At 67.0% G+C, this 22250-nt stretch carries 14 protein-coding genes; 3 read left to right on the top strand and 11 right to left on the bottom strand.

Annotated elements, in window-relative coordinates:
* Positions 1–14: 14 nt before the first annotated feature.
* The 10 genes from LZP97_RS03760 to LZP97_RS03715 all read right to left on the bottom strand — a co-directional run bounded on the left by LZP97_RS03760 (position 15) and on the right by LZP97_RS03715 (position 12592).
* A complete protein-coding gene (locus tag LZP97_RS03760) occupies positions 15–1046 on the bottom strand; it encodes an ABC transporter permease (RefSeq protein WP_048772972.1) in 1032 nt (343 codons plus the stop codon).
* The gene (locus LZP97_RS03755; protein WP_048772974.1) at positions 1046–2584 is read right to left on the bottom strand and encodes a sugar ABC transporter ATP-binding protein; all 1539 of its coding nucleotides are present in this window, start codon (positions 2582–2584) and stop codon (positions 1046–1048) included. Before LZP97_RS03755 ends, LZP97_RS03760 begins: the two co-directional genes overlap by 1 nt.
* Complete coding sequence (locus LZP97_RS03750) at positions 2571–3749, bottom strand: sugar ABC transporter substrate-binding protein (RefSeq protein WP_048772976.1); 1179 nt, start codon at positions 3747–3749, stop codon at positions 2571–2573. The genes LZP97_RS03755 and LZP97_RS03750 overlap by 14 nt, the downstream gene beginning before the upstream one ends.
* Positions 3750–3957: 208 nt before the next feature.
* Entirely contained in the window at positions 3958–4596 is a 639-nt protein-coding gene (locus LZP97_RS03745) for an isochorismatase family protein (RefSeq protein ID WP_048772979.1), read from the bottom strand.
* Positions 4593–6086 carry an MFS transporter gene (locus tag LZP97_RS03740; RefSeq protein ID WP_048772981.1) on the bottom strand — a complete coding sequence of 498 codons (1494 nt, stop codon included), beginning with the start codon at positions 6084–6086 and terminating at the stop codon, positions 4593–4595. Before LZP97_RS03740 ends, LZP97_RS03745 begins: the two co-directional genes overlap by 4 nt.
* Complete coding sequence (locus LZP97_RS03735) at positions 6079–7731, bottom strand: amidase (protein WP_048772983.1); 1653 nt, start codon at positions 7729–7731, stop codon at positions 6079–6081. Before LZP97_RS03735 ends, LZP97_RS03740 begins: the two co-directional genes overlap by 8 nt.
* Positions 7728–8696, bottom strand: a complete 969-nt coding sequence (locus LZP97_RS03730) for a carbon-nitrogen hydrolase family protein (RefSeq protein WP_048772986.1) — start codon at positions 8694–8696, stop codon at positions 7728–7730. Before LZP97_RS03730 ends, LZP97_RS03735 begins: the two co-directional genes overlap by 4 nt.
* A gap of 73 nt (positions 8697–8769) precedes the next feature.
* Positions 8770–9855 (bottom strand): pyrimidine utilization protein A, encoded by a 1086-nt coding sequence (rutA, locus tag LZP97_RS03725; protein WP_048772989.1) that lies wholly within the window; start codon positions 9853–9855, stop codon positions 8770–8772.
* Between the two features lie 127 nt (positions 9856–9982).
* Positions 9983–11035 (bottom strand): LacI family DNA-binding transcriptional regulator, encoded by a 1053-nt coding sequence (locus LZP97_RS03720; protein WP_048772991.1) that lies wholly within the window; start codon positions 11033–11035, stop codon positions 9983–9985.
* 204 nt (positions 11036–11239) lie between these two features.
* Positions 11240–12592, bottom strand: coding sequence for a T3SS (YopN, CesT) and YbjN peptide-binding chaperone 1 (locus tag LZP97_RS03715; protein ID WP_152693019.1), 1353 nt, complete (start codon positions 12590–12592; stop codon positions 11240–11242).
* A gap of 155 nt (positions 12593–12747) precedes the next feature.
* Here LZP97_RS03715 and LZP97_RS03710 point away from each other — a divergent pair, with 155 nt between their 5' ends.
* Entirely contained in the window at positions 12748–14673 is a 1926-nt protein-coding gene (locus LZP97_RS03710; RefSeq protein ID WP_234574972.1) for a DUF4011 domain-containing protein, read from the top strand.
* Complete coding sequence (locus LZP97_RS03705; RefSeq protein WP_234575103.1) at positions 14622–18761, top strand: DUF3320 domain-containing protein; 4140 nt, start codon at positions 14622–14624, stop codon at positions 18759–18761. The genes LZP97_RS03710 and LZP97_RS03705 overlap by 52 nt, the downstream gene beginning before the upstream one ends.
* 73 nt (positions 18762–18834) lie before the next feature.
* On the opposite strand, the gene LZP97_RS03700 is transcribed toward LZP97_RS03705, so the two are convergent.
* Entirely contained in the window at positions 18835–19821 is a 987-nt protein-coding gene (locus tag LZP97_RS03700) for a hypothetical protein (RefSeq protein WP_152693020.1), read from the bottom strand.
* A gap of 611 nt (positions 19822–20432) precedes the next feature.
* Between LZP97_RS03700 and LZP97_RS03695 the strand changes: the two genes are divergently transcribed.
* Entirely contained in the window at positions 20433–22250 is a 1818-nt protein-coding gene (locus LZP97_RS03695) for a hypothetical protein (RefSeq protein ID WP_152693021.1), read from the top strand.

The raw sequence follows: 22250 nt of genomic DNA, 5'->3' as shown, positions 1-22250 counted from the left end.
CTTCGGTCGGGCGCTCAGCGCGCGGATCGGGAGGCGGTGCGGCGACGGACCGCACCGGAGAGGGCGACGGCGGCGACGAGTGCGCCGCCGTAGAACAGTTGCTGGACGAAGCTGGCGACGCCGAGCATCTGCAGGCCGACGACCCCGGCGACGAGGAAGTACACCGCGACGAGGGTGCCGAAGGCGTTGAAGCGGCCGGGCACGATCGCGGTGGCGCCGAGGAATGCGGCGGCGAACGCCGGGAGCATGAACGACTGGCCGGACGACGGGTCGGCGCCGCCGAGCATGCCGGCGTAGACGATGCCGGCCAGGGCTGCGACGAGCGCGGAGGTGACGAGCGCGCCGCCGCGGATGCGGTCGACGTGCAGGCCGCTGAGCCGCGCGACCTGCGGGCCGCGCCCGACGAACAGCAGCCGGCGCCCGATCGGCGTGTACTGGAAGATCACCGCGGTGAGCAGGACGAGGGCGAGGGCGTAGTAGAACTGCAGCGACACCCCGAACAGGCGGGTGCCGATGGTCGCGTCGACGAGCGCGGCGTCGATGCCGGTGACCGAGGTGGAGTCGGAGATCCACTGCACCACGCCGAGGACGACGGTGCCGCTGCCGAGCGTCGCGATGAACGAGTCGATGTGCAGCCGGACGACGAGCACGGCGTTGACGATGCCGACGAACAGCGCGACGAGCACGGCGACAGCGATGGCCGGCGGCAGCGACCAGCCCTGCTGGACGTTGAGCACCGCGATGGTCATTGCGGCGAGGGACATGGTGGACACGGCCGAGAGGTCGAACTCGCCGGCGGTGAGCGGCACGATCAGCCCGAGGGCGAGGATGAGCAGCACGGCCTGCGAGCCGAGGATGTTCTGCAGGTTGTTCGCGGTCGGGTAGATCTCGGGGCGCAGCGCGCTGAACACGAGCACGATGGCGACGAGGGCCAGCACGAGCGCGTACTTCTCGACCAGCGGGCCGAGCGCGACGCGTGGCCGGGTCGACTCTGCAACGGTGGCGGGCGTTTTCGTGGTGGTGGTCTTGTCGAGGGTGACGGACATCAGGCTTTCACTTCCTGTCGGGTCAGTCCGAGGACGCTGTCCGAGATGTGGTGCTTGGAAAGGTGGTCGCCGGTGAGTTCGGCGACGATGTGGCCGCGGGAGAAGACGAGGACGCGGTCGCACAGCACCGACAGCTGCTCGTAGTCGGAGCTGGCGACGACGATGCCCGCTCCCCCGCGCGCCGTCTCGCGGAGCATCTCGAAGATGCGGGCGCGGGCACCGATGTCCACGCCCTGGGTGGGTTCGGCGAGCAGCACCAGCGCCGGGTCGGTCTGGAGCCACTTGCCGAGCAGGGCCTTCTGCTGGTTGCCGCCGGAGAGGGAACCGTAGACGGCCTGCGGGTCGCGGGGCCGCACGTCGCAGCGTTCGGCGAGGGACCCGGCGACGGCCCTGAGCGCGCCTGGTTTGACCAGGCCCGCTCCGAGGATCGGCAGGGTGACGTTCTCGGCGACGGTCAGCTCCGGTGCGCTGCCCTCGACCTTGCGGTCCGGCGGCACGTACACCACCTTGCGGTCGAGCGCGTCGATCGGGGTGATCGTCTGCAGCGCCACGGTGTCGGGGCCGAGCGCCAACCGTCCCCCGCGGGCCGGACGGGCCCCGTAGAGGACGGGCAGCACGTCGTCGTAGCCGGAGCCGGCGATGCCGGTGAGGCCGACGATCTCGCCGGGCCGCACGTCGAAGCCGATCCCGTCGACGGTCGCGGTCTCGAGCTCCTCGATCCGCGCGAGCGGCGCCGCGTCGTCGAAGTCGCGGACGGGACCGGCGACGCGGGGGTCGGCGGAGTCGAGGCTGCGGCCGACGATGAGGTCGATGAGCGAGGCGGCGGTGAGGTCGCGGGTGCGATGGGTGCCCTGGGAGACGCCATCGCGCAGGACGGTGACGCGGTCGGTGTGGTCGAGCACCTCGTCGAGGTCGTGCGAGACGAACAGGACCGCGGCCTTCTTGTCGGCGACGATCTCGCGGACAACGGAGAACAGCAGGTCGGTGCCCTCACGGGGCAGGAACACGGTCGGCTCGTCGAGGACGAGGAGGGTGCGGCGGTCGCCGAGCTCCTCCACGGCCCGCAGGATCGCGACGAGCGCGCGGTCGGTCTCGCCGAGGCTCGACACCGGCGCGTCGGGGTCGACGTCCAGGCCGAAGCGGTCGAACAGCGCTCGGGCGGTGGACTTCTCGCGCCGCCAAGAGATCCACGGCCGCGAGCCGGCGACGACGGGGCCGACGCGCAGGTTCTCCACCACCGACAGGTCGGGCACGAGGGCGAGGTCCTGGTGGACGAAGCTGATGCCGATGTCGCGGAACGCGCCGGCGGGGACGGGCAGGGGCACGTCGCGGCCGCGGACCTGCAGGGCGGCGCCGGGGTCGGGGGCGTGGAACCCGGCGAGGACTTTGATGAGGGTGGACTTGCCGGAGCCGTTCTCGCCGAGCAGGCCGTGCACCTCGCCGGCGTGGATCGTCAGGCCGACGTCTTTCAGGACGGTGTGGCTGCCGAAGGTCTTGGACAGGCCGACGATGTTGACGATGGGGTCAGGGCTGCTCACTGGACCCCCAGAGGGCCTCGTAGCCGGTGACGTAGGCGGTGCCGTAGCCCCTGTTGGGCTGCGGCGGGATGCCGGTCTCGTCGATGTTGTCGGCGGTGATGAGCTTGAGCGGGGTCTGCTGGGCACCGTTCGGGACGGGGTCGTAGCCCAGGAGCAGGCGGCCGGCCTGGTCCATGGTGGCCCAGGCGAGCCACGGGATGGATTCGCCGACGTTCATGGTGACGATGCCGTCGTCCTGCTGGATCTTCAGCACGGCGGGGGTGCCGTTGACCGAGGAGATCTCGACCTGTCCGGTCTTGCCGGCGGCCTTGATGCCGGACTGGGCGTAGAGCGACATCGAGTCGTAGATGGGCAGGACGAAGTCGATGGTGGGGTCGGCGGAGAGGGCGGACTGCACCTCGGACTGGATCTTGGTGGCCCACTCGGCGACGGGCACGTTGACGATCTTGTATTCGCACCTGGGGCAGTACTGCGCGATCTCGTCCTCCATCGCCGCGACCTCGGCCTTGGCGGGCGGGACCTCGTTGGAGGTGATGATCAGGGCGTTGCCCTCGCCCTCGGTCCGGTCGATCATCCAGTCGACGGTGAGACGGTTGGCCTCGGCGAGCGGGGCGTCGGTGGTGGCGTCGACGAGGTCCTCGAGGTCGGCGGGCAGCGGCTCGCCGCGCAGGATGGTGTGGGTGAGCAGGACGGGAATGTTTGCTGCGTCTGCCTTTTCGAGGGAGGGTTTGATGAGGGAGGCGTCGATGCCCTGCGAGAGGATGATCAGGTCGACGCGCTGGTTGACGGCCTGTTCGACGCCGGTGGCCCACTGGGCGGGCTGGCCCTGGTTGGTGTATTCGATCCAGGTGGCGCCGTAGCGTTCGGCGACCTTCTTCGATTCCTCGTCGACCGCGACGTTGTAGGGGTTCTCGCTGTTGGTGGGGATCGCGAAGATCGTCTTGCCGGCGATGTTCCGCATCGGGAAGGGCTCGGCCTCGAGCGTGAACTCCGGGTCGGCCGCGTACTTGGCGAGCTGGGCGCGGGCGTACTCGATGCCGGCGGCGACGTCGGCGGCGGAGACGTCACCGCCGCCGGAGCCGGAATTGCTGCATGCGGCGAGACCGAGGGCGGCCGTGAGGGCGAGCGCGGCGATCGCGGCGCGGCCGGGAAGGTTGGGGCGCATGGGTTCTCCTGGAGGGGAAGAGGAGGTTCGACGAGAGGCTGCGTTCGACGAGAGGCGGGGCGCGACGTTGCGGAGCCGGCCCTTGCGGTCGATGACTTCGAATGTATCGATCGTCGTGTTGCGTCCGGCAACACCGTTGGTTCGTTCGTGTTAACTACCGTGCGGCTCCGCCGCCCGTGCGCGTTTCTGGTAGCCAGAGCTACCGGAATCACGCACGGGCGAGGTAGGACTGGGCGCGGGTCAGCGGCCAGACCTCGCCCATCTTCTGCTGCATGTCGAACAGGTTCGAGTGGTGGATGGCCGGATCCCGGTCCCCCACGGCGTCTTCCACGACGATGGGGATGTAGCCGTGCTGCATCGCGTCGAGCGTCGTCGCGCGCACGCAGCCGCTCGTGGACAGGCCTGCGATGAGGACGGTGTCCACCCCGAGCGACGTCAGGTACGAGTTCAGCGACGTGCCGAAGAACGCGCTCGCGTATTTCTTGGTCACGAGCAGCTCGGCGCACGTCGGCTCGAGGCCGTCGATGAGTTCCCCGTACGGGCTGCCCTCGCAGAACGCGACGAGCGTGCCCGACTTCTTGAAGAACACCCCGGCGTCGGCACCGTCGGCGCGCAGCCGCACCTCGGTGATCACGACGGGGATTCCTGCGGCGCGGGCGTCGGCGAGCAGCGTGCGCATCGCCGCGACGTTCTCCTCCACCCCGGCATACAAGGGGCAGTCGGGGTCGATGTAGGCGCGGGCCGGGTCGACGACGATCAGGGCCGGGCGGGTGCCGGGCTGAAGTTCCTGCCCGAAGCCGGCGCGGGCGTAGTCGGCCGCCTGGGCGGTGCGATCGGCGAGGGTCATGCGGATTCCTTCAGGGTGGTGACGGGTTCGAGGGGACGCACGACCGCGGGCGTGGCGACGTCCCGTCGCGGGAAGGCCAGGCACACCGCGACGCCCGCGGCAGCGACGACGGCCAAGGCCAGACCCACCGCGCGGACGTTGTCGACGAACCGCGCGAGTTCGGCGCTGCCGAGGGTGCCGAGGGTGCCGCCGTACGCGGCCTGCCGCGCGGTGGCGCTGAGCCCGACGGTCGCGACGGCCAGCGCCAGCGCGGTGCTGAGCAGGTAGCCGACGTTCTGCAGCGTCGAGCGCAGCCCGTTGGCGATCCCGCGACGTTCCGCGGGCGCGGTGAGCATCAGCGCGCTGGTGCTCGGAGTCATGAACAGGCCGGTGCCGCAGCCGAGGACGAACAGGAACGGCGCCGTCGCCCCCAGCGAGCCGCCGTCCGGCGAGAGCATCGCGGTGACGCCGAGCAGACCGACGGCGTTGAGCGCCATGCCCGTTGCGGTCAGCGTGCGCGGGGTGAAGCGCAGCATGAGCGAGCCCGCGGCGGCGGCCGCGACGACGGTGCCCACCGCGACGGGCATCACCAGCAGCCCGGCCGCGACGGCCGAGATCCCGCCCACCGCCTGCCCGTACAGCGACACGAGCAGCGTCACCGCGTAGGTGGCGACGGCGTTGACGAGCACCGCGACGAGGACGAGCGCGATGCCGCGGTTGCGGAACAGCGTCAGGTCCACCAGCGGGTGGGTGCGACGGATCTGCACCGCCGCAAACACCGCGCCGAGCACCAGGCTCGCCGCGCCGCACACCCACGGCAACCCCGGCGACGACGTCACCCCCGGCGTCAGCGCCAGCACGACGGCGGTCAGCAACGCGGTCGACAGCACCGCGCCGGCCAGGTCGAACGGCTCACGCTCGACGCGACGGCGAGCCCCGCGCGGGATTACCAGCAGCGACGACGCGATCGCGAGCACCCCCACGGGCAGCACGACGACGAACAGCCCGCGCCAGCCGAACGCGGCCGTCGCGGCACCGCCGATCACCGGCCCGACGACCTGCGCGATGGCCGCGACGGTCGCGTTCCAGCCGAGGGCACGGCCCAGGCTGTGCGGCGGGAACGTGTCGGTGAGCAGCGCCGTGTTGTTGGTGACGACGGCCGCCGCCCCGACGCCCTGCAGCACCCGTGCCGCGATCAGCCACCCGGCCGTCGGGGCGAGCATGCACAGCCCGGTCGCGACCGTGAACACCGCCAGCCCCGCCAGATACAGCGGGCGCCGGCCGACGATGTCGGCGAGCCGGCCGAACACGAGGATCAGCGCGGTGGTGACGAGCATGTAGCCCAACAGGATCCACGTCGACTGCGCCGCCGACGCCCCCAGCTCGCGGGTGACGGTGGGCAGCGCGACGGTGAGGCCGCTGATGCTGAGAAATACCGCGACCACGCCAATGCTGGTGGCCGCGAACACCCGCCACGGATGCGGATGATGCCGTGCGGCAACGCTATCCATCGGCGCGACGCTCGTGGACGCCGGTGACGGTCTGCAGCACCTGCGCCAGGCGCAGGCACGTGTCGTCGGCCCACGGCCGGCCCACGATCTGCACGCCGACGGGCAGGCCGTCGACGAAACCGGCCGGCGCCATCACCGCGGGCAGGCCGAGGTAGTCGAACAGGCCGGTGTTACGGCCGACGATCGACTGCATGGGGTGGCGCACGCCGTCGATCTCGACGGTGACGTCCGACAGCCGCGCGGCCGTCGCCCCGATGCCCGGGGTGACGAGCGCGTCGATCCCGGCGGCGTCGAACGCCTGCACCGTCGCGCGCTGGGCGCCGGCGCGGCGGCGCAGCGAGCGCAGGTAGTCCACCGCCGACGGCACCAGCCCGCGCGCGATGCGCACCTGGGTGCCGATGTCGTACTGCGCGAACCGCCCCAGCGCGCCCTCCTGGTTGGCGGCGAGCTCGCAGGTGAGCACGATGGTGACGTCCTCGTGCAGGCGGTGGGCGTCGGGGACGTCGACGGGCACCACCTCGGCGCCCAGGCCCCGCAGCGCGGCGACGGCCGCATCCCACGCGGCCAGCACGCCCGCGTCGCACAGCTCGGTGAACCACGTGGTGGGGATGCCGAGCCGCACGCCCGCCAGCGACGGCGCGCCGGGCGTGCCCGGTTCGGCGAGGCCGGCCTGCACCTGCCGCGCCACCGCATCCGGGGCCGCGGCGGGGTCGAGGCCGTCGGGTCCGGCGAGGACGTCGAGGACGACGCGCAGGTCGGCGGCGGAGCGGGCCATCGGCCCGATGTGGTCGAGGGTCCACGACAGCGACGCGACGCCCGTGCGCGGGACGAGCCCGTAGGTGGGCTTGATGCCGGTGAGGTTGCACAGGGCGCTGGGCACGCGGATCGAGCCGCCGGTGTCGGTGCCGAGCGCGAGCGGGACGAGGCGCGCGGCGAGGGCGCCGGCCGAGCCGGTCGACGAGCCGCCGGTCCAGCGGCTGCGGTCCCACGGGTTGGTGACGGCCCCGTAGCGGGCGTTGTGCGGGGCACCGCAAGCGAATTCGGTGGTCGCGGTGATCAGGACAGGGATGGCGCCTGCGGCCCGCAGCCGGGCGACGGCCGTCGCGTCGGTGCCGGCGATGCGGTCGCCGGTGGTGTGCGAGCCCGCGGTGACGGGCGCGCCGGCGACGTCGACGATGTCCTTGACGCCGAAGAAGATCCCCTCGAGCGGGCGGGCGGTGCCGTCACGCCAGCGACGGTCGGACTCGGCGGCGGCCGCGTCGGCGCCGTCGACGACGGCGAGGATCGCCCCGCCCACGAGCGCCGGGTCGGCCCAGCGGGCGCGCAGCGCGGCGAGCACCGCGGTGGGCGTGGTGGTGCCGGCGGCGTAGGCGGCGAGCAGGTCGAGCACTCCGAGGTCGTGCAGCGCCGCGTCGGTGTGCGCGCGGTATGCCGGGGCAGGGAGGGGTGGGGGCGGGACGGGGCTCGCGGCAAGCAGGGCGACGGAGTGGGCGGGCTCGGTGGCCGGTGCGTCGGGTGCGGGCGGCAGCGGGGTGAGCCGGGAGGTCTCGAGCAGGGGCGTCATGTCGGCGCGGGCTTGCGGCAGCAGGTCGTCGACGGTGGTGGCCGCGGCGGCGGTGAGGTCGGGGTAGTCGGTGGTGGTCACCCGCTCACCTCCAGCGGCAGGGCGCTCGGCCGAGGCAGCGGCGCGGGCCGGACGGTGCCGGCGGTGAGGTCGGCAAGCAGGCGCAGCACGTCGGGGCGACGGTCGCGGGCCAGCGGGAACGCCGCGCGCACGAACGGGACGGCGTCGAGGTCGAGCGTGAAACGCAGCGTCTCCCCCGCCCGGTGCGCGGGTGCCTGTGCGACGATCTCGCCGTTCGGGGCGATGACGCACGAGAGGCCGAAGTAGTCGACGGTCACGCCGTTGAGGGTTTCCGGCCCGGCGCGGTTGGCGGCGACGATCCACATCTGCGATTCGAGGGCGCGGGTCTGCAGCTCGGCGAGGAACAGGTCTTCGCGGGTGCCGAGGGACGAGACGATCGCGAGCATCACCTCGGCGCCGAGCGCGCGGGCGACCGCCCAGTATTCGGGGAAGGTGCGGTCGTAGCAGATCACGCAGCCGAAGCGGGTGCCGAACAGGTCGGCCGTCGCCGGGGCCTGGCCGGGCGCGAAGTGGTACTTCTCGTCGATGTCGACGTCGCCGACCTTGCTCGCCGGCAGCGAGAGTTTGCGGTAGGCGGGCACCGCGCCGCCGTCGGGGGCGCGCCAGGTGACGACCTCGCCGGTCGGGTCGACGAGCACGACGGAGTTGTGGGTGACGTCGGAGGCGGTGCGCTCGTACAGCCCGAAGGCGATGGCGCAGCCAAGTTCGCGGGCGAGGTCGCCGAACAGCGTGGTGGCCGCGCCGGGAACGGTCTGCGCCCAGGGGGTGCGGTCCACGTCGTGGCTGGTGCAGAAGTAGGGGGTGGTGACGAGTTCGGGCAGCACCACCAGATCGGGGACGGCGCCGGTCGCGTCGGGTGCGGCAGCGGTGCGGACGAGGGCGGCGAGCCGGGCCAGGTTGCCGAGGAGGTCCTCGGTGAGTTCGCCGGCCTGGACGATCGCGACGTCGAGGGTGCGCGGATGCAAGAGGGAACCTCCGGGTGTGGGGTGGCGGGGGGGGGCGCGGCTCGGGGCACGCGCCCCCACCCGCCGCTCGGGGTCAGGCGGCTTCGGCCTGAACGGTGGTGCGGCTCTTCATCAACGGCTGGATGCGGGTACCGAAGTTCTCGATGCCCTCGACGAAGTCGTCGAAGGTGAGCATGATGCCCTTGATGCCCTCGATCTCGGCGACCTCGTCGAGCATCTTCGCGACGGTCTCGTACGAGCCGACGAGGGTGCCCATGTTGAAGTTCACCGCGCCCTCGGGCAGGGAGATGGTCTTGGCGGTCGAGACGTCGTCTGCGGTGGCGTCGGCGGCGGACTGGTCGGCCATGTAGCCGAGGGCGGCGAGGTCGGCGTTGTCGTGGTAGTCCTGCCACTTCGCCTGGGCCGCTTCGTCGGTCTCGTCGGCGATGATCATGAACAGGGTCAGGGCGCCGACGTCGCGGCCCGTCTTGTTCGCCGCCTCGACGAGGGTGGCGGTGGCGTCGGAGATCGCGGTGGGCGTGTTGATGCCCGTGCCCATGATGAAGTTGTAGTCGGCCATCTCGGAGGCGAACTTCATGCCGCTCTTGGACTGTCCGGCCGCGACGATCGGCACGGCGCCGCCGGTGGGGCTCGGCGAGAGGACGCACTCGTCCATCGTGTAGTGCTCGCCCTTGAAGTTGCTGACGCCGTCGGCCCACAACTGCCGCATGACGGTCACGTACTCGGTGGCCTGCTGGTAGCGGTAGCCGAAGTACTCCTCGCCCGGCCACAGGCCCATCTGCGTGTATTCGTTGGGCGCCCAACCGGTCACGATGTTGACGCCGAAGCGGCCGGGGGCGATCGAGTCGATGGTCGACGCCATGCGGGCGACCATGGCCGGCGGCAGGGTGAGGATCGGGGTGGAGGCGAACAGCTTGATCTTCTCGGTGACAGCCGCGAGGCCGGCCATGAGGGTGAACGACTCGAGGTTGTGATCCCAGAACTCGGTCTCGCCGCCGAAGCCCTTGAGCTTGATCATCGACAGGGCGAAGTCGAGGCCGTGCTTCTCGGCCTTCTGCACGATCGTCTTGTTGAGCTCGAACGACGGCATGTACTGCGGGGCGCTCTTGGAGATGAGCCAGCCGTTGTTGCCGATGGGGATGAAGACGCCGATTTCCATGTCGCTCCTGAAGCTGCGGGGATTCGAAGAAGCGGTGGGGCAACACTGCCCTGCTCGCTATGACTTCGAATGTATGCAGGGGTTATTGCCGGATCGGAGCACGTGGGTAACGGACTTGTTGCCCCGGTTAACGATCTTTGACGGACTCCGCACGCCCCAGTTGACCGATAGGGGCCGCACTCCCCCGCTGCACCCATTCCACAGCGAAGTTCCGGTGCACCGGCGCGCCCGCCGCGCCGTCGATCCGCGCGAGCAGCAGTTCGGCGGCGGCCGAGGCCATGTCCTCGAGCGGCTGCCGCACCGTCGTCAAGTCGAACATCGACCAGCCCGACGCGTCGAGGTCGTTGTATCCGACGATCGACACGTCGTCGGGCACGAGGAGACCCAGGCGCTTGGTGGCGTCGAGGGTGCCGTAGGCCATGTAGTCCGTCGCACAGAACACCGCCGTCGGCCGGTCCGGCCGGCTCAGCAGCTCCATGCCGCCCTCGAAGCCCGTCTTCGCATCCACGGCGCCACGGTGGACGAGCGTCTCGTCCAGCGAGACGCCGTGCCTGTCGAGGCCTTCCCGGAAGCCGGTCTCGCGCAGCTTCACGCTCGGGTTCTCCAGCGGGCCGGAGATCAGCCCGATGCGCCGATGCCCCAGCTCGACCAGGTGGTCGGCGACGAGCCGGCCCCCGCCGACGTTGTCCGACGTGACCCGGTCCACCCGGCCGGCCTGGCTGCCGTCGACGTCGCGGTTGAGGATCACCAGCGGGATCTTCCAGTCGATCATCTCCGACACGATCGGCGAGTCCAGCCGCGCCGAGATGAACACGACCCCGTCCACCAGCCCGCCGCGCAGCGCCAGGATGTCCTTCTCCAGCGACCCCTCGGTCCGGTCGCTCATCAGCAGCACCCGGTAGTCGTGCTGCGCGAACCGGTCCTGCAGCGTGTTTACTAGCGTCGGATACGACGGGTTCCGCAGGTCACCACTGACCACCGCGATCGACGACGACCGCCGCGTGATCAGGCTCCGCGCCGTGATGTGCGGGACGTAGCCCATCTCCTTCGCCAGGGCCTGAATGCGCTCACGGGTCTCCTCGATGACGCGGGGGTCGCCCCGGAGGGCGCGGGACACCGTCGACTGCGACACACCTGCGGCGCGTGCGACGTCGTAGCTGGTGACCGACTTGTTGCCCACGCACGGATTCTAGGTGCGCATCGCCGCTCCCGGCGCTCAGGCTTGCACCCGTCGACGACGGCTTGGACCTGTTCCAGCAGGTTGAAACCGGTCCAAGGTGTCCCCTTCGGGTATCAGGTTGCCCACGACAACGACCGTGCAGTCCCGAGAACCCGGCGCTATTCGCAGTCTCGCTCGAACATCTTTCGCGCTCGGTACGAATGTCTACGGGTTGCCGACCTTTGCGGCGCAGTCCTCGCACGCCCCGCCGCTCCCGGGCAGCACCGTGACTTCGAGAGCCGCCCGCAGGCGTTGGTAGGTGTTCTCCCAGGCTGCTGCTTCGTGGTTGCACGAGGCAGCTTCCTCTGCATCCCCCGATGCGGTCGCTCCATCCGCAGACGCCAACCATTCCAATTCCTGTTCCTTCACAAGGCGCAGATACTCGAGGATGGCATCCCGATCGTGGTTGCATACGTGAGCAACTTTGACGGGCTCGAGCGCCTTAGTTCCGTCCTCGTCTAGGTGCATCAAAGCCAAGAGAGCAGCTGGGAGGGGCTCATCCTTGCCATCCCCCTCGTCGACTATTGGCGGTCCGTCCTGATATAGGGCTTGATACCTCGTCCGACCCTCTTTTCCCGCGGCATATTCCGACCTGCAACGGTTGATGAAGTCCTGCAACTGCCCGACGGCGTCGTCAAGATGTCGCGGCACAAATGGGTGGGCGGGAATATCCACCACGACGGACAAGTGCTTTCCGTCGTCGACGAAACGCAGGTACGAGGTCCTGACCAACATCTCCACTCGTCGTTCGGGAAACTCTGCAAAACCGAACGGACGGGCCATCTTCGGCGCAATGAGCAGAACCCGAGGATAAGATGGCCCGACCATTACCCGAACCATCTGCGACCCCAACGGAATCTCCCAGGACTCGGGACCCACCAATCTCACTCTGTCGTCGAACATCCTTTTCAGCGAACGAAATACCAGTTTTCCGAGCTCACTTCGGTCCTGCACGATGACGGCGGTGTTCAATTCGCTCTCGGTCATCAGCGAGTAGTGACGAGTTTCCCGCCCCGGCGGAACGGTGCGGTGTTCGAAACGACGGGTACGGATGCCTCCGGTCGTATGATCGATAATCCTCACCGATGTCCCATTGGGATGGGGAAGCGCGAATACACGTTCGAACAGTTCAGCCAGGTCGCGCACGCCGAAAGCCCTGGTGGCCGATTTCAAGCGAAACTCGACGAGCTCCGAGGGAGTGGGGACCGACGCCCGCATCGACTTCTCTTCCCACCGAGATGAAGAACGTATCCTTTCGAGTTCTTGTTCGTTGAGTAGCCGGGCGGGTACGCCCACGCGCGACGGCCCGCCCGACCGCGACTCGATCTCCACTCCTACCGTACGCACACCGAGTTCGGCTTCGAGCACGATCGATGCCGGACCGTCGATGTCCCAGATTTCCCCTCGAAGCCAACCCGCGAACGAGGCCCAAGCGTCGCGATGCCGCTCCTCCCACGTCTCGGCGGCATACACACGACGCTTGGGCAGCAAGATGTCTTCGGTGCGCGATCCGGTCATGCCGGGAGAGTATGCACCCCTTCACTGACGGCGTTGACCAGCTTCAATAGATTTATGTCACATTTGACTGCTGCGCTCCGATAGGGGGGAGTGGGCGATGTGTCGGTTCCGGCTGATATACGTCTGCTTGTTCGAAGAAGGGGTGGAGTGAAGCAGTGAGACACGAGTCGTTGTGGCAGGAGAACACGGCCGAGCAATCCGGACTCGTCGTCCGGATGCTTACCCAGCCAGCCGTCAACCTGGCACTGGTTCACAACTCCGTCCCTTTGGTCGGGGGGCTTCGTGTTACGAACGCGTCCGGTCAGCCGGCCGTCGACACAACGGTCACAGTCCGCTTGTTCGGCAACGGTGAGGAGCTCGCGCCGGCCTGGACCCGCACGTACGACGGCGAACTTCTCGACGGCACCGACGCCTACTGGGACGATTTCACGGACTTTGTGCCCGCAGTACCCTATCTGCGTGCGCTGAACGAAGCTCATCCGGCGACGATTGCGGTCACCGTGTCGAGGATGTGGGCAGCAGACGTCCACCTGACGATGCCGATTCAGGTCCTCGCATACAACGAGTGGTTCAACGCCCCGATCTTCTACGATTCTCTGGCCGCGTTCGTCCAGCCCAACACGTCGGCCGTGCGATCCGTCCTCAGCGACGCAGCCGAACTGCTACGCACGAACACCGGTGATTCATCGCTGGAGGGATATCAGAACGGGCCGGAGCGGGCCGCGCTCATCGCGGCTGCTATTTACGCATCATTGCGGTCGCGCGGAATCCGATACATCAATCCTCCGGCATCTTTCGAGGACACAGGGCAGAAGGTTCGCACCACCGCTCAGGTTCTGGACGAAAGCTTCGGTACCTGCGTCGACCTGTCGGTCACCTACGCCGCGTGCCTCGAAGCGGCGGGGCTCCGACCCTTGCTCTGGCTCGTCCAGGGTCACGCTTTCGCTGGCTTCCTGAGCGATGATGCCTCCCTGCCTCACGCGACGATCACAGAACCGAACGCGCTCGTCAATCTGGTCGAGTCCGGCAAGGCCGTGGCGGTGGATGCGGTCTACTACGACCAGACCGATGCCGGAGAATTCAAGGGTGCGGTGAAGCGCGCCCGAGAACGCTTCGCGTCTCCCGACACCTTGTGTGGTGTTGTCGATGTCGTCGCCGCCAGGAAGAGCGGTATCCGTCCGTTGCTGTCCGCCGATGAGGTTGTGCCCGCGCCCCAACCCCGGCCAGCCAGCCTTCACGACGTCGTCCTCACGCTTCCCGACGAGTTGAAGGTCCGCGGCGCTACCGACGACGTCGTCCTCGACACCACTGACCGTGCACCCGCAAGGGTTCGCAAGTGGAAACGTGCACTACTCGATCTGAGTACCCGAAACCGCCTGTTGAACCTGAAACCGTCCGCGCAGGTCATCGATCTTCATGTACCTCAAGACGGGCTCCCACTTCTCGACGACATCATCCATGCCGGCGACGCGATCACCCTGACCCCCCACGACGATCTGGCGTCGATCCACGAACTGCGGGGTGCGCGTCGCGCGGCCGAGATCGAATCCGACGTGCTGCTGTCCTATCTGGCGGACGACCATCGGATGTACGGCGCGATTTCGCGTGACCTGTATGCCAAGCGGTTCAAGGAACTCGCCCGCACAGCGCGGACCATGCTCGAGGAAACGGGTAGCTCCAATCTCTACCGACCCTCGGCGCGCTCATCCACCGGACATCGACTGGCGTGGAGGCCCGCGCTCCCCTCTTCCTGTTGCCAGTCCGTCTCGTCGGTGGCGTCGGGCGGAAGCCGTTCCAGATCACCGTCGACACCACCGAGGTCGCGACTCCGAACTATTGCCTCGTCGAGTGGCTTCGTCTCAAGCACAACGTGTCGATCGAGTCTCTCGAGTCGCCGAAGCTGGACGACAGCGGCCTCGACATTGTTCACGCGCTCCGCGGTATTCGAGCAGCGCTCGTCGAGAACAACATCGATCTGCGGGTCGACGAGATTGCCACTGTCGCGATCTGCCAGTTCGGCACCTTCGGGATGTGGAAGGACCTCAACGATCATTGGGACGTCCTCGAGCAGAGCCCGATAGTCCGGCACCTCACGCACCACGCCGGCGAGTCGTTCCTCGACCCGCAGGGCAACGAGAACCTTGACAGTGTGGAGGTGGACGAGGCGTCCGTCCCTGTCCCCATCCCCGCGGACGGGTCACAGCTTCGGGCGGTTGCGCTGGCTGCTTCCGGGCGCACCTTCGTGATCGAAGGTCCTCCCGGAACCGGCAAGTCCCAAACCATCACCAATCTCGTCGCTCACGCTCTCGGGTGCGGTAAGACCGTCCTGTTCGTAGCGGAGAAGCAGGCTGCGCTGGACGTGGTGAAGAAGCGTCTGACGAAAGTCGGCCTGCGCAACTTCACTCTGGATCTGCACGGGAAAAGTCAGAGCCCGAACGCAATTCGCGATCAGCTCAAGGCTGCGATCGACAATCACCTCTACTATAACCCGCATAATTGGGACGCGAAGGTCGCCGAATTCAGGTCCAAGCTGGTACCCCTCGCCGACTACCCCGACAAGATCCACAGCCGCAATGGCATCGACCATTCGTTGTGGCGTGCCTTCGAATCGGTTCTGGAGGTCGGCGACGGACCGGTTGCGCCGATCCCCGGCTGGTACGTTGCGCGGCCGACTCAGCCCTGGGCCACCATTCGGGACACCCTCGAACTTTTCTCTCGTGCAGCTCAGCCGCTGGAGATCCGCCCTGGTTCTCCGTGGTCACTGGCCGGATCCGTTCCGCAGGGAATCGAAGACCAGCAGGTCTCCCTCGCTGTTCGCCGATTCGCGGATGCGATCGACGCTGCTTTGGAGAGTTCCCGGACACGCGCACTGCTCGAACGTGTGGCGGCGCCCGACGATGCCGTTGCGCTGCTCCCCGCGGCGCGTCGCCAGCTCGGGCGTCAGGTTCCTGACGCGGCGACGCTCGCGTGGATGCGCAGTCCCCAGTTCGCCGCGGCACGTGATGCTTTGTTTGCCGACCTCGACCGGGCACACCAGAACTGCGCACCGCTGTTGCGCACGTTCGTTCCAATGTTCCTGGAGTCGGGTGACGTCGATTTCTTCATCACCGAAGCGGAGGAGTGCGACAAGGGTCTGTTCGGCAAGAAGAAGAAGGCCGAGCAATTCCAGCGGAGCCTGGCGCCGTTCGCACACCCGGATGCCGACCTCGTTCCGCAAGCCGTCCTTCCGCTACTACGAATGATCCGCATGGCCCGCGAGCAGGTAGCACACCTGCGTACAGCCGTCCGCCATCTCCTGGGTCCGTTCGCTGCGGCAACCTGGAACCCACTCTCCCCCACGAGTGCCGACGAATTGCGGCCGGTATTCGAATACGTCGACGACACGGTCCGTTTTGTCGACGAGGCGCCGGAGTTGTGGAAGGAGCTCGAATCCGTCGGGTTCCTGTCGGATCGCGAGATTCGCGCACTCGACGAGGTTGCCGGTGCATGGGTGAGCTTGCGTTCAACTCTCGGAACGTCCGATACCGATGTAGCACGTTGGACGAACGGCGACCACTGGCTCACGGCATGGCAGCGGGACAGCCGCACGGTGCGAGAAGAGGCGCAGTACGGCGGTTCTCAGCGATTCTTCGCGTGGTCACGCATGTCCGCATATCTCGAGCCCTTGCGTCGCGCAGAACTGCACGACTTCGTCGAAGCCCTTCTCACCGGACGGATTCCCGCGGCCGAAGCGGCGGTCGCTTTCATTCGCGGCGTAGCACGTGCTTCGCTCGACGAGCGGCGACGCGCCACCGGGGTCGCCAACTTCACCACCGCCCTGCGCGACGGCGAGATCTCGGATTTCGTGCGTAGTGCCGACGCGCTACGCGGAGAACAGGTCAAGGCGCTGCCGGCCGCATTGCTGTCTCGTCGGCCGTTCCAGGCCGGTGCGCTCCAGGGCGAGGTAGGCGAACTCCGCCGCGCGCTCGAACGCAAACGTGGCGGTGCGACGTTCCGCAACCTCATGGCGCGGTATTCGCACCACATCCTGGCGGCGACACCCTGTGTCTTCGTCAGCCCGACATCGTTGGCGCAGTTCATCCCGCCCGGATCGGCGACATTCGACCTGGTCGTGTTCGACGAGGCATCTCAGGTGACAGTCGCACAGGCAATCGGTGCGCTCGGCCGGGGTCGCGCAGCCGTCATCGTCGGCGACTCGCAGCAGATGCCTCCGTCGTCCTTCGGTCAGGTCAGCGCGGTCGACGACGACGAGGCGGACGAGGACGGAACGATCGTGCCGGAGGACCTCGACAGCATCCTGACCGAGTGCGTCGAGTCCGGGGTTCCACGCCTGTGGCTGTCGTGGCATTACCGCAGTCAGGACGAGACGCTCATCAACTTCTCGAACCAGAAGTACTACGAAGGCCGGCTCGCGAGCCTTCCGTCGCCCGGAGGGGACGACACGGCAGGTGTCGAGTGGCGACGTATCGACGGTCACTTCAACCGTGAGAATCGCAAGGACGGGTACCGCACGAACCGCGTCGAGGCAGAAGCCATCGTCGAGGAGATCCGCACCCGCCTCGCCACTCCGCGCCTGGCAGGTCAGAGCATCGGCGTCGTCACCTTCAACCTCCAGCAACGCGTCCTTGTCCAGGATCTCTTGGAGGCATGCGACGACCCTCTCGTCCGCGAGCAGCTTCGTCCTGACAAGGAAGAGGGCATCTTCGTGAAGAACCTCGAGAACGTCCAGGGCGACGAGCGCGACGTCATCCTCTTCACCACGGCGTTCTCGAAGAAGCCCGGTGAGTCCCAGTTGCCGCTCCAGTTCGGTCCTTTGAGTCGGGCGGGTGGCGAGAAGCGCTTCAATGTCGCCATCACGCGAGCGCGTCGGAAGGTCGTGATCTTCACGTCGTTCGATCCGTCCGATATCGATCTGTCGCGCACGAAGTCTGTGGGACTCGCGCATCTGCGCGGCTACTTGGAGATGGCGGCGCAGCGGGTGGCTCCGAACCCGTCGGTGACAACGAACGACAACGTCGACGCCGTCCAACGAAGCATTCGCACGGCCCTCGCCGAGCGTGGGTACGAGGTGACCACGAACTACGGCCTGTCCGAGTTCGTTCTCGACATCGTTGTACGTGAACCTGGTTTTGATCATTGGCAGGTCGCGGTGATGCTGGACGGTCCGCGTTGGGCCGGCCGTCCGACCGTGTCCGACCGCGACCTCACTCCCCGTTTGCTCGAAACTCTGATGCACTGGGGTTCGTCGGTGCGGGTGTGGCTTCCCGAGTGGATCGAGAATCCCGGAGCGGTGCTCGACCGTATCGATGCTGCTGTCGGCACAGCGCGGGAACGACGGCGTGAGTACGAGGAACAGCTCGCGCGGGAAGCGGAGGCACGCGCAATCAAGATCGCCGAGGCGGAAGCATGTGCCGCGGATGAGCTCGTCATCGAGAACCTGGAGGCGCTGGCCGATCTCTCCTTCGCGAAGGGTGAGCCCGAGCAGATGCTTGTGCCCGACACGATCCCCGAGGAACGGCACGAGCTCGTCGCAGGTGTCGCGACGACGTCCACTCCTACGATCTACTTCGAGGAAGCTCCGGCGTCGTCCTCCGCCGAACGCGATTGGCATGGTCGCGGCATTGCCTACACCTGTGCGCCGACTACCCCGCTCGGGGAGCGCGAAGACCTCGACCGCGTCCACTCCGCTTCGATTCGGCGGATCATCACCGACGCGGTGCGCGAAACTGTGGAGATCGAAGGTCCGATCCTGTTGGACCGATTGACACGAGACGTTGCGAGACGCTTCGGGTTCGAGCGGGTGGGAGCCGCACGAAAGGAGTTCGTCGGAGAATGCGTCCCGGCCGATCTGGTTCACTCCACCCCATTGGGGAAGTTCGTATGGCCTCCCCAGCTGGACCGAGCTTCCTGGCGGGGGTTCCGCACAACTCCCGACGATGTAATTCGCTCACTGAACGAAATTGCGCCTGAGGAAATCCTCAATGCTATGAACGCTGCTTGCACGGGTCGCGAACTCGATGTCGAGACCCTGATCCGGGAGACGATGGCTCTCTTCAATCAGAGTCGACTCGGCGGGCCGAGTCGAGATCGTCTCGAGGCGTGCCTCGACCTCGGCGTGGCGAATGGTCGGCTCATTCAGATAGGACGGATGATCCGAGCGGGCAGCTGAGCGCAGCCCCGCAACCTACCGGAACCCGTTCCCTCAGTGTCATGTAGTTCCGATCGGACTGACGTAGACAGGATCAACCTTGGCCCATTGGTCTTCCGGATATGCGGACTTCCATGAGGAGCTGTACGCAGCTCCTCCTCGTCCCGTGACACCACCGGCCCTGCCGTGCTCCGACTGCGACGCAACCTTCACTACGCTCGCTGCACTGCGGGAGCACGTGTTCGTGGCACATCCCGTTGCTCATCCCGTTCTGCTCCTCCGAGGAAGACCGTGCGGGGACAGACGGGAGCTGGTCCAAGTTCGGACGGATCCGGCGGACTGGTCGCTTACGAACTGCACGAAGGCACGTCTGAACGGAATCGACGTCGATCCCGATGAGGTCGGTCGTCTTCTGTCCGCCGGTCAAGGGATAGTCGAAGTGCGATTGGGCAATGACCGGTCGCAGAGAGAATACGAGTTCGACTTTGCTATCGCTGACGAAGCAGATCTTCGCGGTGTAGAGGACGAGCTTGCTCGCTTCATCGCAGACGGAGTCCCCAACTCGAGCTCGATCAACGCATTTTTCGAGCGCGCTCTCGCCTTCCCTACAGCCCGGAACTACGCCGGAGGAATCACCGAGTACCTCTATTGGCTCGCAGGGCGCGGGCACGTCCTCGACGCCACAGCCGAGGTCCGGAATCGCGAAAAGCTGAACAAGGCCGCCGACATGCTTCGTGACATCCACCGCCCAGCTGCGCTGGCCGTCACCAGCCTGATTTCGTTTCACTTCAATCACTTCGGCGAGTCCGCGCATCGTGCCCTCAGCCCACACCTTGGGACCGTTGCGGAACGACTGGGCCGAATGCTGACCGTCCGGACGACCGCAGCAGACCTGATCGAGGTTCCCGGCACACCTGCCCACCTCGAACAGTTGCTTGCGGATGATCGGACTCGAAATCTCATCAAGCTGTGCAGTCTCCCGTTGTCCGCCGAAAGCTCCGCGGAGGTCTCCAACTTCGACCTTGAGATGGTGGACGGATACGACCTGACCAAGGCAGCACTCTTCATCGCGGAACATCATCTAGCCACAGGAGACCCCCGCGCCGTACCGCTCGTACGCGCGGGCAGTAAGAATGGTCTGCCCGACCATTGGGTGAACGCCCGTTTGGATTGCATTACCGATGAAGGACCCCCATGGAACACGGCTCCGGCAACAAGCACTCCCATAAGCGGCAGGACGCAAACCGCACAAAGCCGCACGACAACGAAGGCCGCCACGCAGAATCGAAACGCGACCACAACGGGCGACAACGCACCGAATCACAGGATGCCCAACGTCAAGGGACCGACCACCGCACCAAGCAATCCGGCAACAAGCAAGGAACGACGCACTCCGGCGGGCACCACCAGCGCAGGCGCTCCGACAAGCGATCCTCCGCCCCCTCCAAGGAGCAGCGAAACGGTGAACAGCCGCACGGGAGCCGTCCCGATAACGGGACGGCCAGTCCCCGCGGCGACGGCGAGGACAGGCGCCAACGGCCGAACTACGGGAACAAATCGAAGCCCTCGGTCGCGACCGGCTCCTCCGATCTTCCTGGAACCGACCGCTCCGCCGACCGAGAACCCCGAACCAACGATCTCGGGCCGGGCCGGCGCCGACGCAGAAACAACCAAAATCGCGGATACACCCCCGTGGGAGACATCAGCAAGCGCGCCGACGTCCAGCAACCCGTCAAACGCACCGAAATCGACGGAGAGTCGGCCGAGCACAAGTCCTCTGCTGGACCGACTCCTGCCGTGGCGGAAGTCGAAATCACGATGACTGATTCCTCGTCGGAGGCGTCCGCGGCATCGACACCGACAGAGCCGACCGCCGCAGAGACATCATCGGACGAAACAGCACCCACGCAGTCCGAGATCACCAAGGCTCCGGAAGTGGAAGTTGCCGGTCCCCCCAAACCAATCGCCGAAGTTGACGAAGAGTCGGCCTTACGAGAGTCGGTTGCTGAATCAGCACACGCCGTCTCGGAGGTCACGGTGGGCGAGCTGTCTCCCGCGGCCGAGACGGCGTCGCCGTCCACCGACGCGACCAATGCCGAGTCCACACCGGACCAAGCAGCACACGCGGACTCCGAGATCGAGGTTCCAGATGACTGCACAACCACCCCCGCGGGACCGGTCGCCGAAGTAGCCGAGCCGGCCGAAGACGTGGCCACCTCGGTTCCGAGCAGCGAAACGGCCACCGTCGCGCCATCAACCGAGGAGACAACACCTTCCGCAACCAGCCAGGATGTCAGCGAGATCGCCTCGGACGCCGAGGAAGACAACGCGAACCCTGCTGAGGGGGCCGGCGACGCTCCTGCGACCGTCCGGGTGGAGGACTCGTCGCCGGTCGCCGAGGGAGAAACCTCCAAGCCCGCCCAGAAACCGACCGCCGTCTCGCCTGCTTCGAGCGAGGCGTCTGAAAAGCTGACGCTCGATACAGTCGAATCATTCAGCGACTTACTCCGGTACATCGAGGAACTCGACGGCGACCTCAGACCGTTCGAGATGCGACGGAGCAGTCCCGCACGCATCGCTGTCGCCAAGTCAATCGACTTGACGCCGTTTCAGGACCGTATCGCAGCTGTCGCTTCGCGCGATACCAAGCTCGCAACTGCCCTCGCGTTGCTACTCACAACCGAGAAATCGGAGCTCAGCGGTACAGCACGGAAGAACATCACCGAGCTCGCGGCGCGGATCCTGACACAGCACCCAGCATTCATCGGCGACGAACCGCTCCAGGACCGAGTGGCGCAACTCCGCACGGAAACAGTCGATACGGAGACACTTTCACAGACCGTCGTACGTGTGGAGAATCTCGTGGGCCGACCATTCGACGGCCGAGAGTCGATGAAGGCCCCCGCATTGCAGGCATTGCAGGACAACGCGGTTCACATCGTCGTCCTTCTTGCCGGTTCCGCCGCACAATGGGATCTCCCGCAGTACATCGACGCACTAGCCGACGAGGTCTGGGATGCCGTGACTGTTCAGTCCGGTACGACGGCTGATCGGGAGAAGCTCGCGACGATCCCGAAGAGCACGCGCCGAGCGGCAGCGGTCATCGTCGGATCCGCGCGTGAGCGGATCCGTGCGGTCGAATCGGAACGCGATTCCGCACTTGCTCGAGTCGACATCGCCCACGCCGAGAATGCCCGGCTCATAGGCGAACTGGAAGCCGCCCGCCTTCGCGTAGAGGACCTCGAGACCGAACTATCAGGCGTCCGCGCAGCTCTCGACGAAGAAGTCAACGCGCGCAGAAGTGAACGAATGAGCTCCACGAACTCGTTCGAGATTCTTCGAGTCGACACCGCGAAGCTGATCGCCGACCAGATCGAGGTACTCGAGGACGCACTCGACGCTCTCAAGCACGGACATACCCAAGTCACTGACGAATTCGTGTCTCGCTCGGTGATCAAGTTCCGGAAGGGCTTGAATGCCCTCCAACCCGACGCGGTAGAGGACAAGTAG

The organism is Rhodococcus sp. DMF-1, assembly GCF_021441945.1.
Taxonomy (GTDB): domain Bacteria; phylum Actinomycetota; class Actinomycetes; order Mycobacteriales; family Mycobacteriaceae; genus Rhodococcus; species Rhodococcus ruber.
Note: the sequence above shows the minus strand (reverse complement) of the source record. Positions and strands in the feature narration are given on the sequence as shown.

Coding starts and splice junctions, on each gene's coding strand:
- LZP97_RS03760 (WP_048772972.1), bottom strand. CDS start 1,046: ATGTCCGTCACCCTCGACAAGACCACCACCACGAAAACGCCCGCCACC.
- rutA (WP_048772989.1), bottom strand. CDS start 9,855: ATGGAAATCGGCGTCTTCATCCCCATCGGCAACAACGGCTGGCTCATC.
- LZP97_RS03715 (WP_152693019.1), bottom strand. CDS start 12,592: ATGACCGGATCGCGCACCGAAGACATCTTGCTGCCCAAGCGTCGTGTG.
- LZP97_RS03740 (WP_048772981.1), bottom strand. CDS start 6,086: ATGGATAGCGTTGCCGCACGGCATCATCCGCATCCGTGGCGGGTGTTC.
- LZP97_RS03705 (WP_234575103.1), top strand. CDS start 14,622: ATGTGGAAGGACCTCAACGATCATTGGGACGTCCTCGAGCAGAGCCCG.
- LZP97_RS03700 (WP_152693020.1), bottom strand. CDS start 19,821: ATGATGTTCCGCGATGAAGAGTGCTGCCTTGGTCAGGTCGTATCCGTC.
- LZP97_RS03745 (WP_048772979.1), bottom strand. CDS start 4,596: ATGACCCTCGCCGATCGCACCGCCCAGGCGGCCGACTACGCCCGCGCC.
- LZP97_RS03750 (WP_048772976.1), bottom strand. CDS start 3,749: ATGCGCCCCAACCTTCCCGGCCGCGCCGCGATCGCCGCGCTCGCCCTC.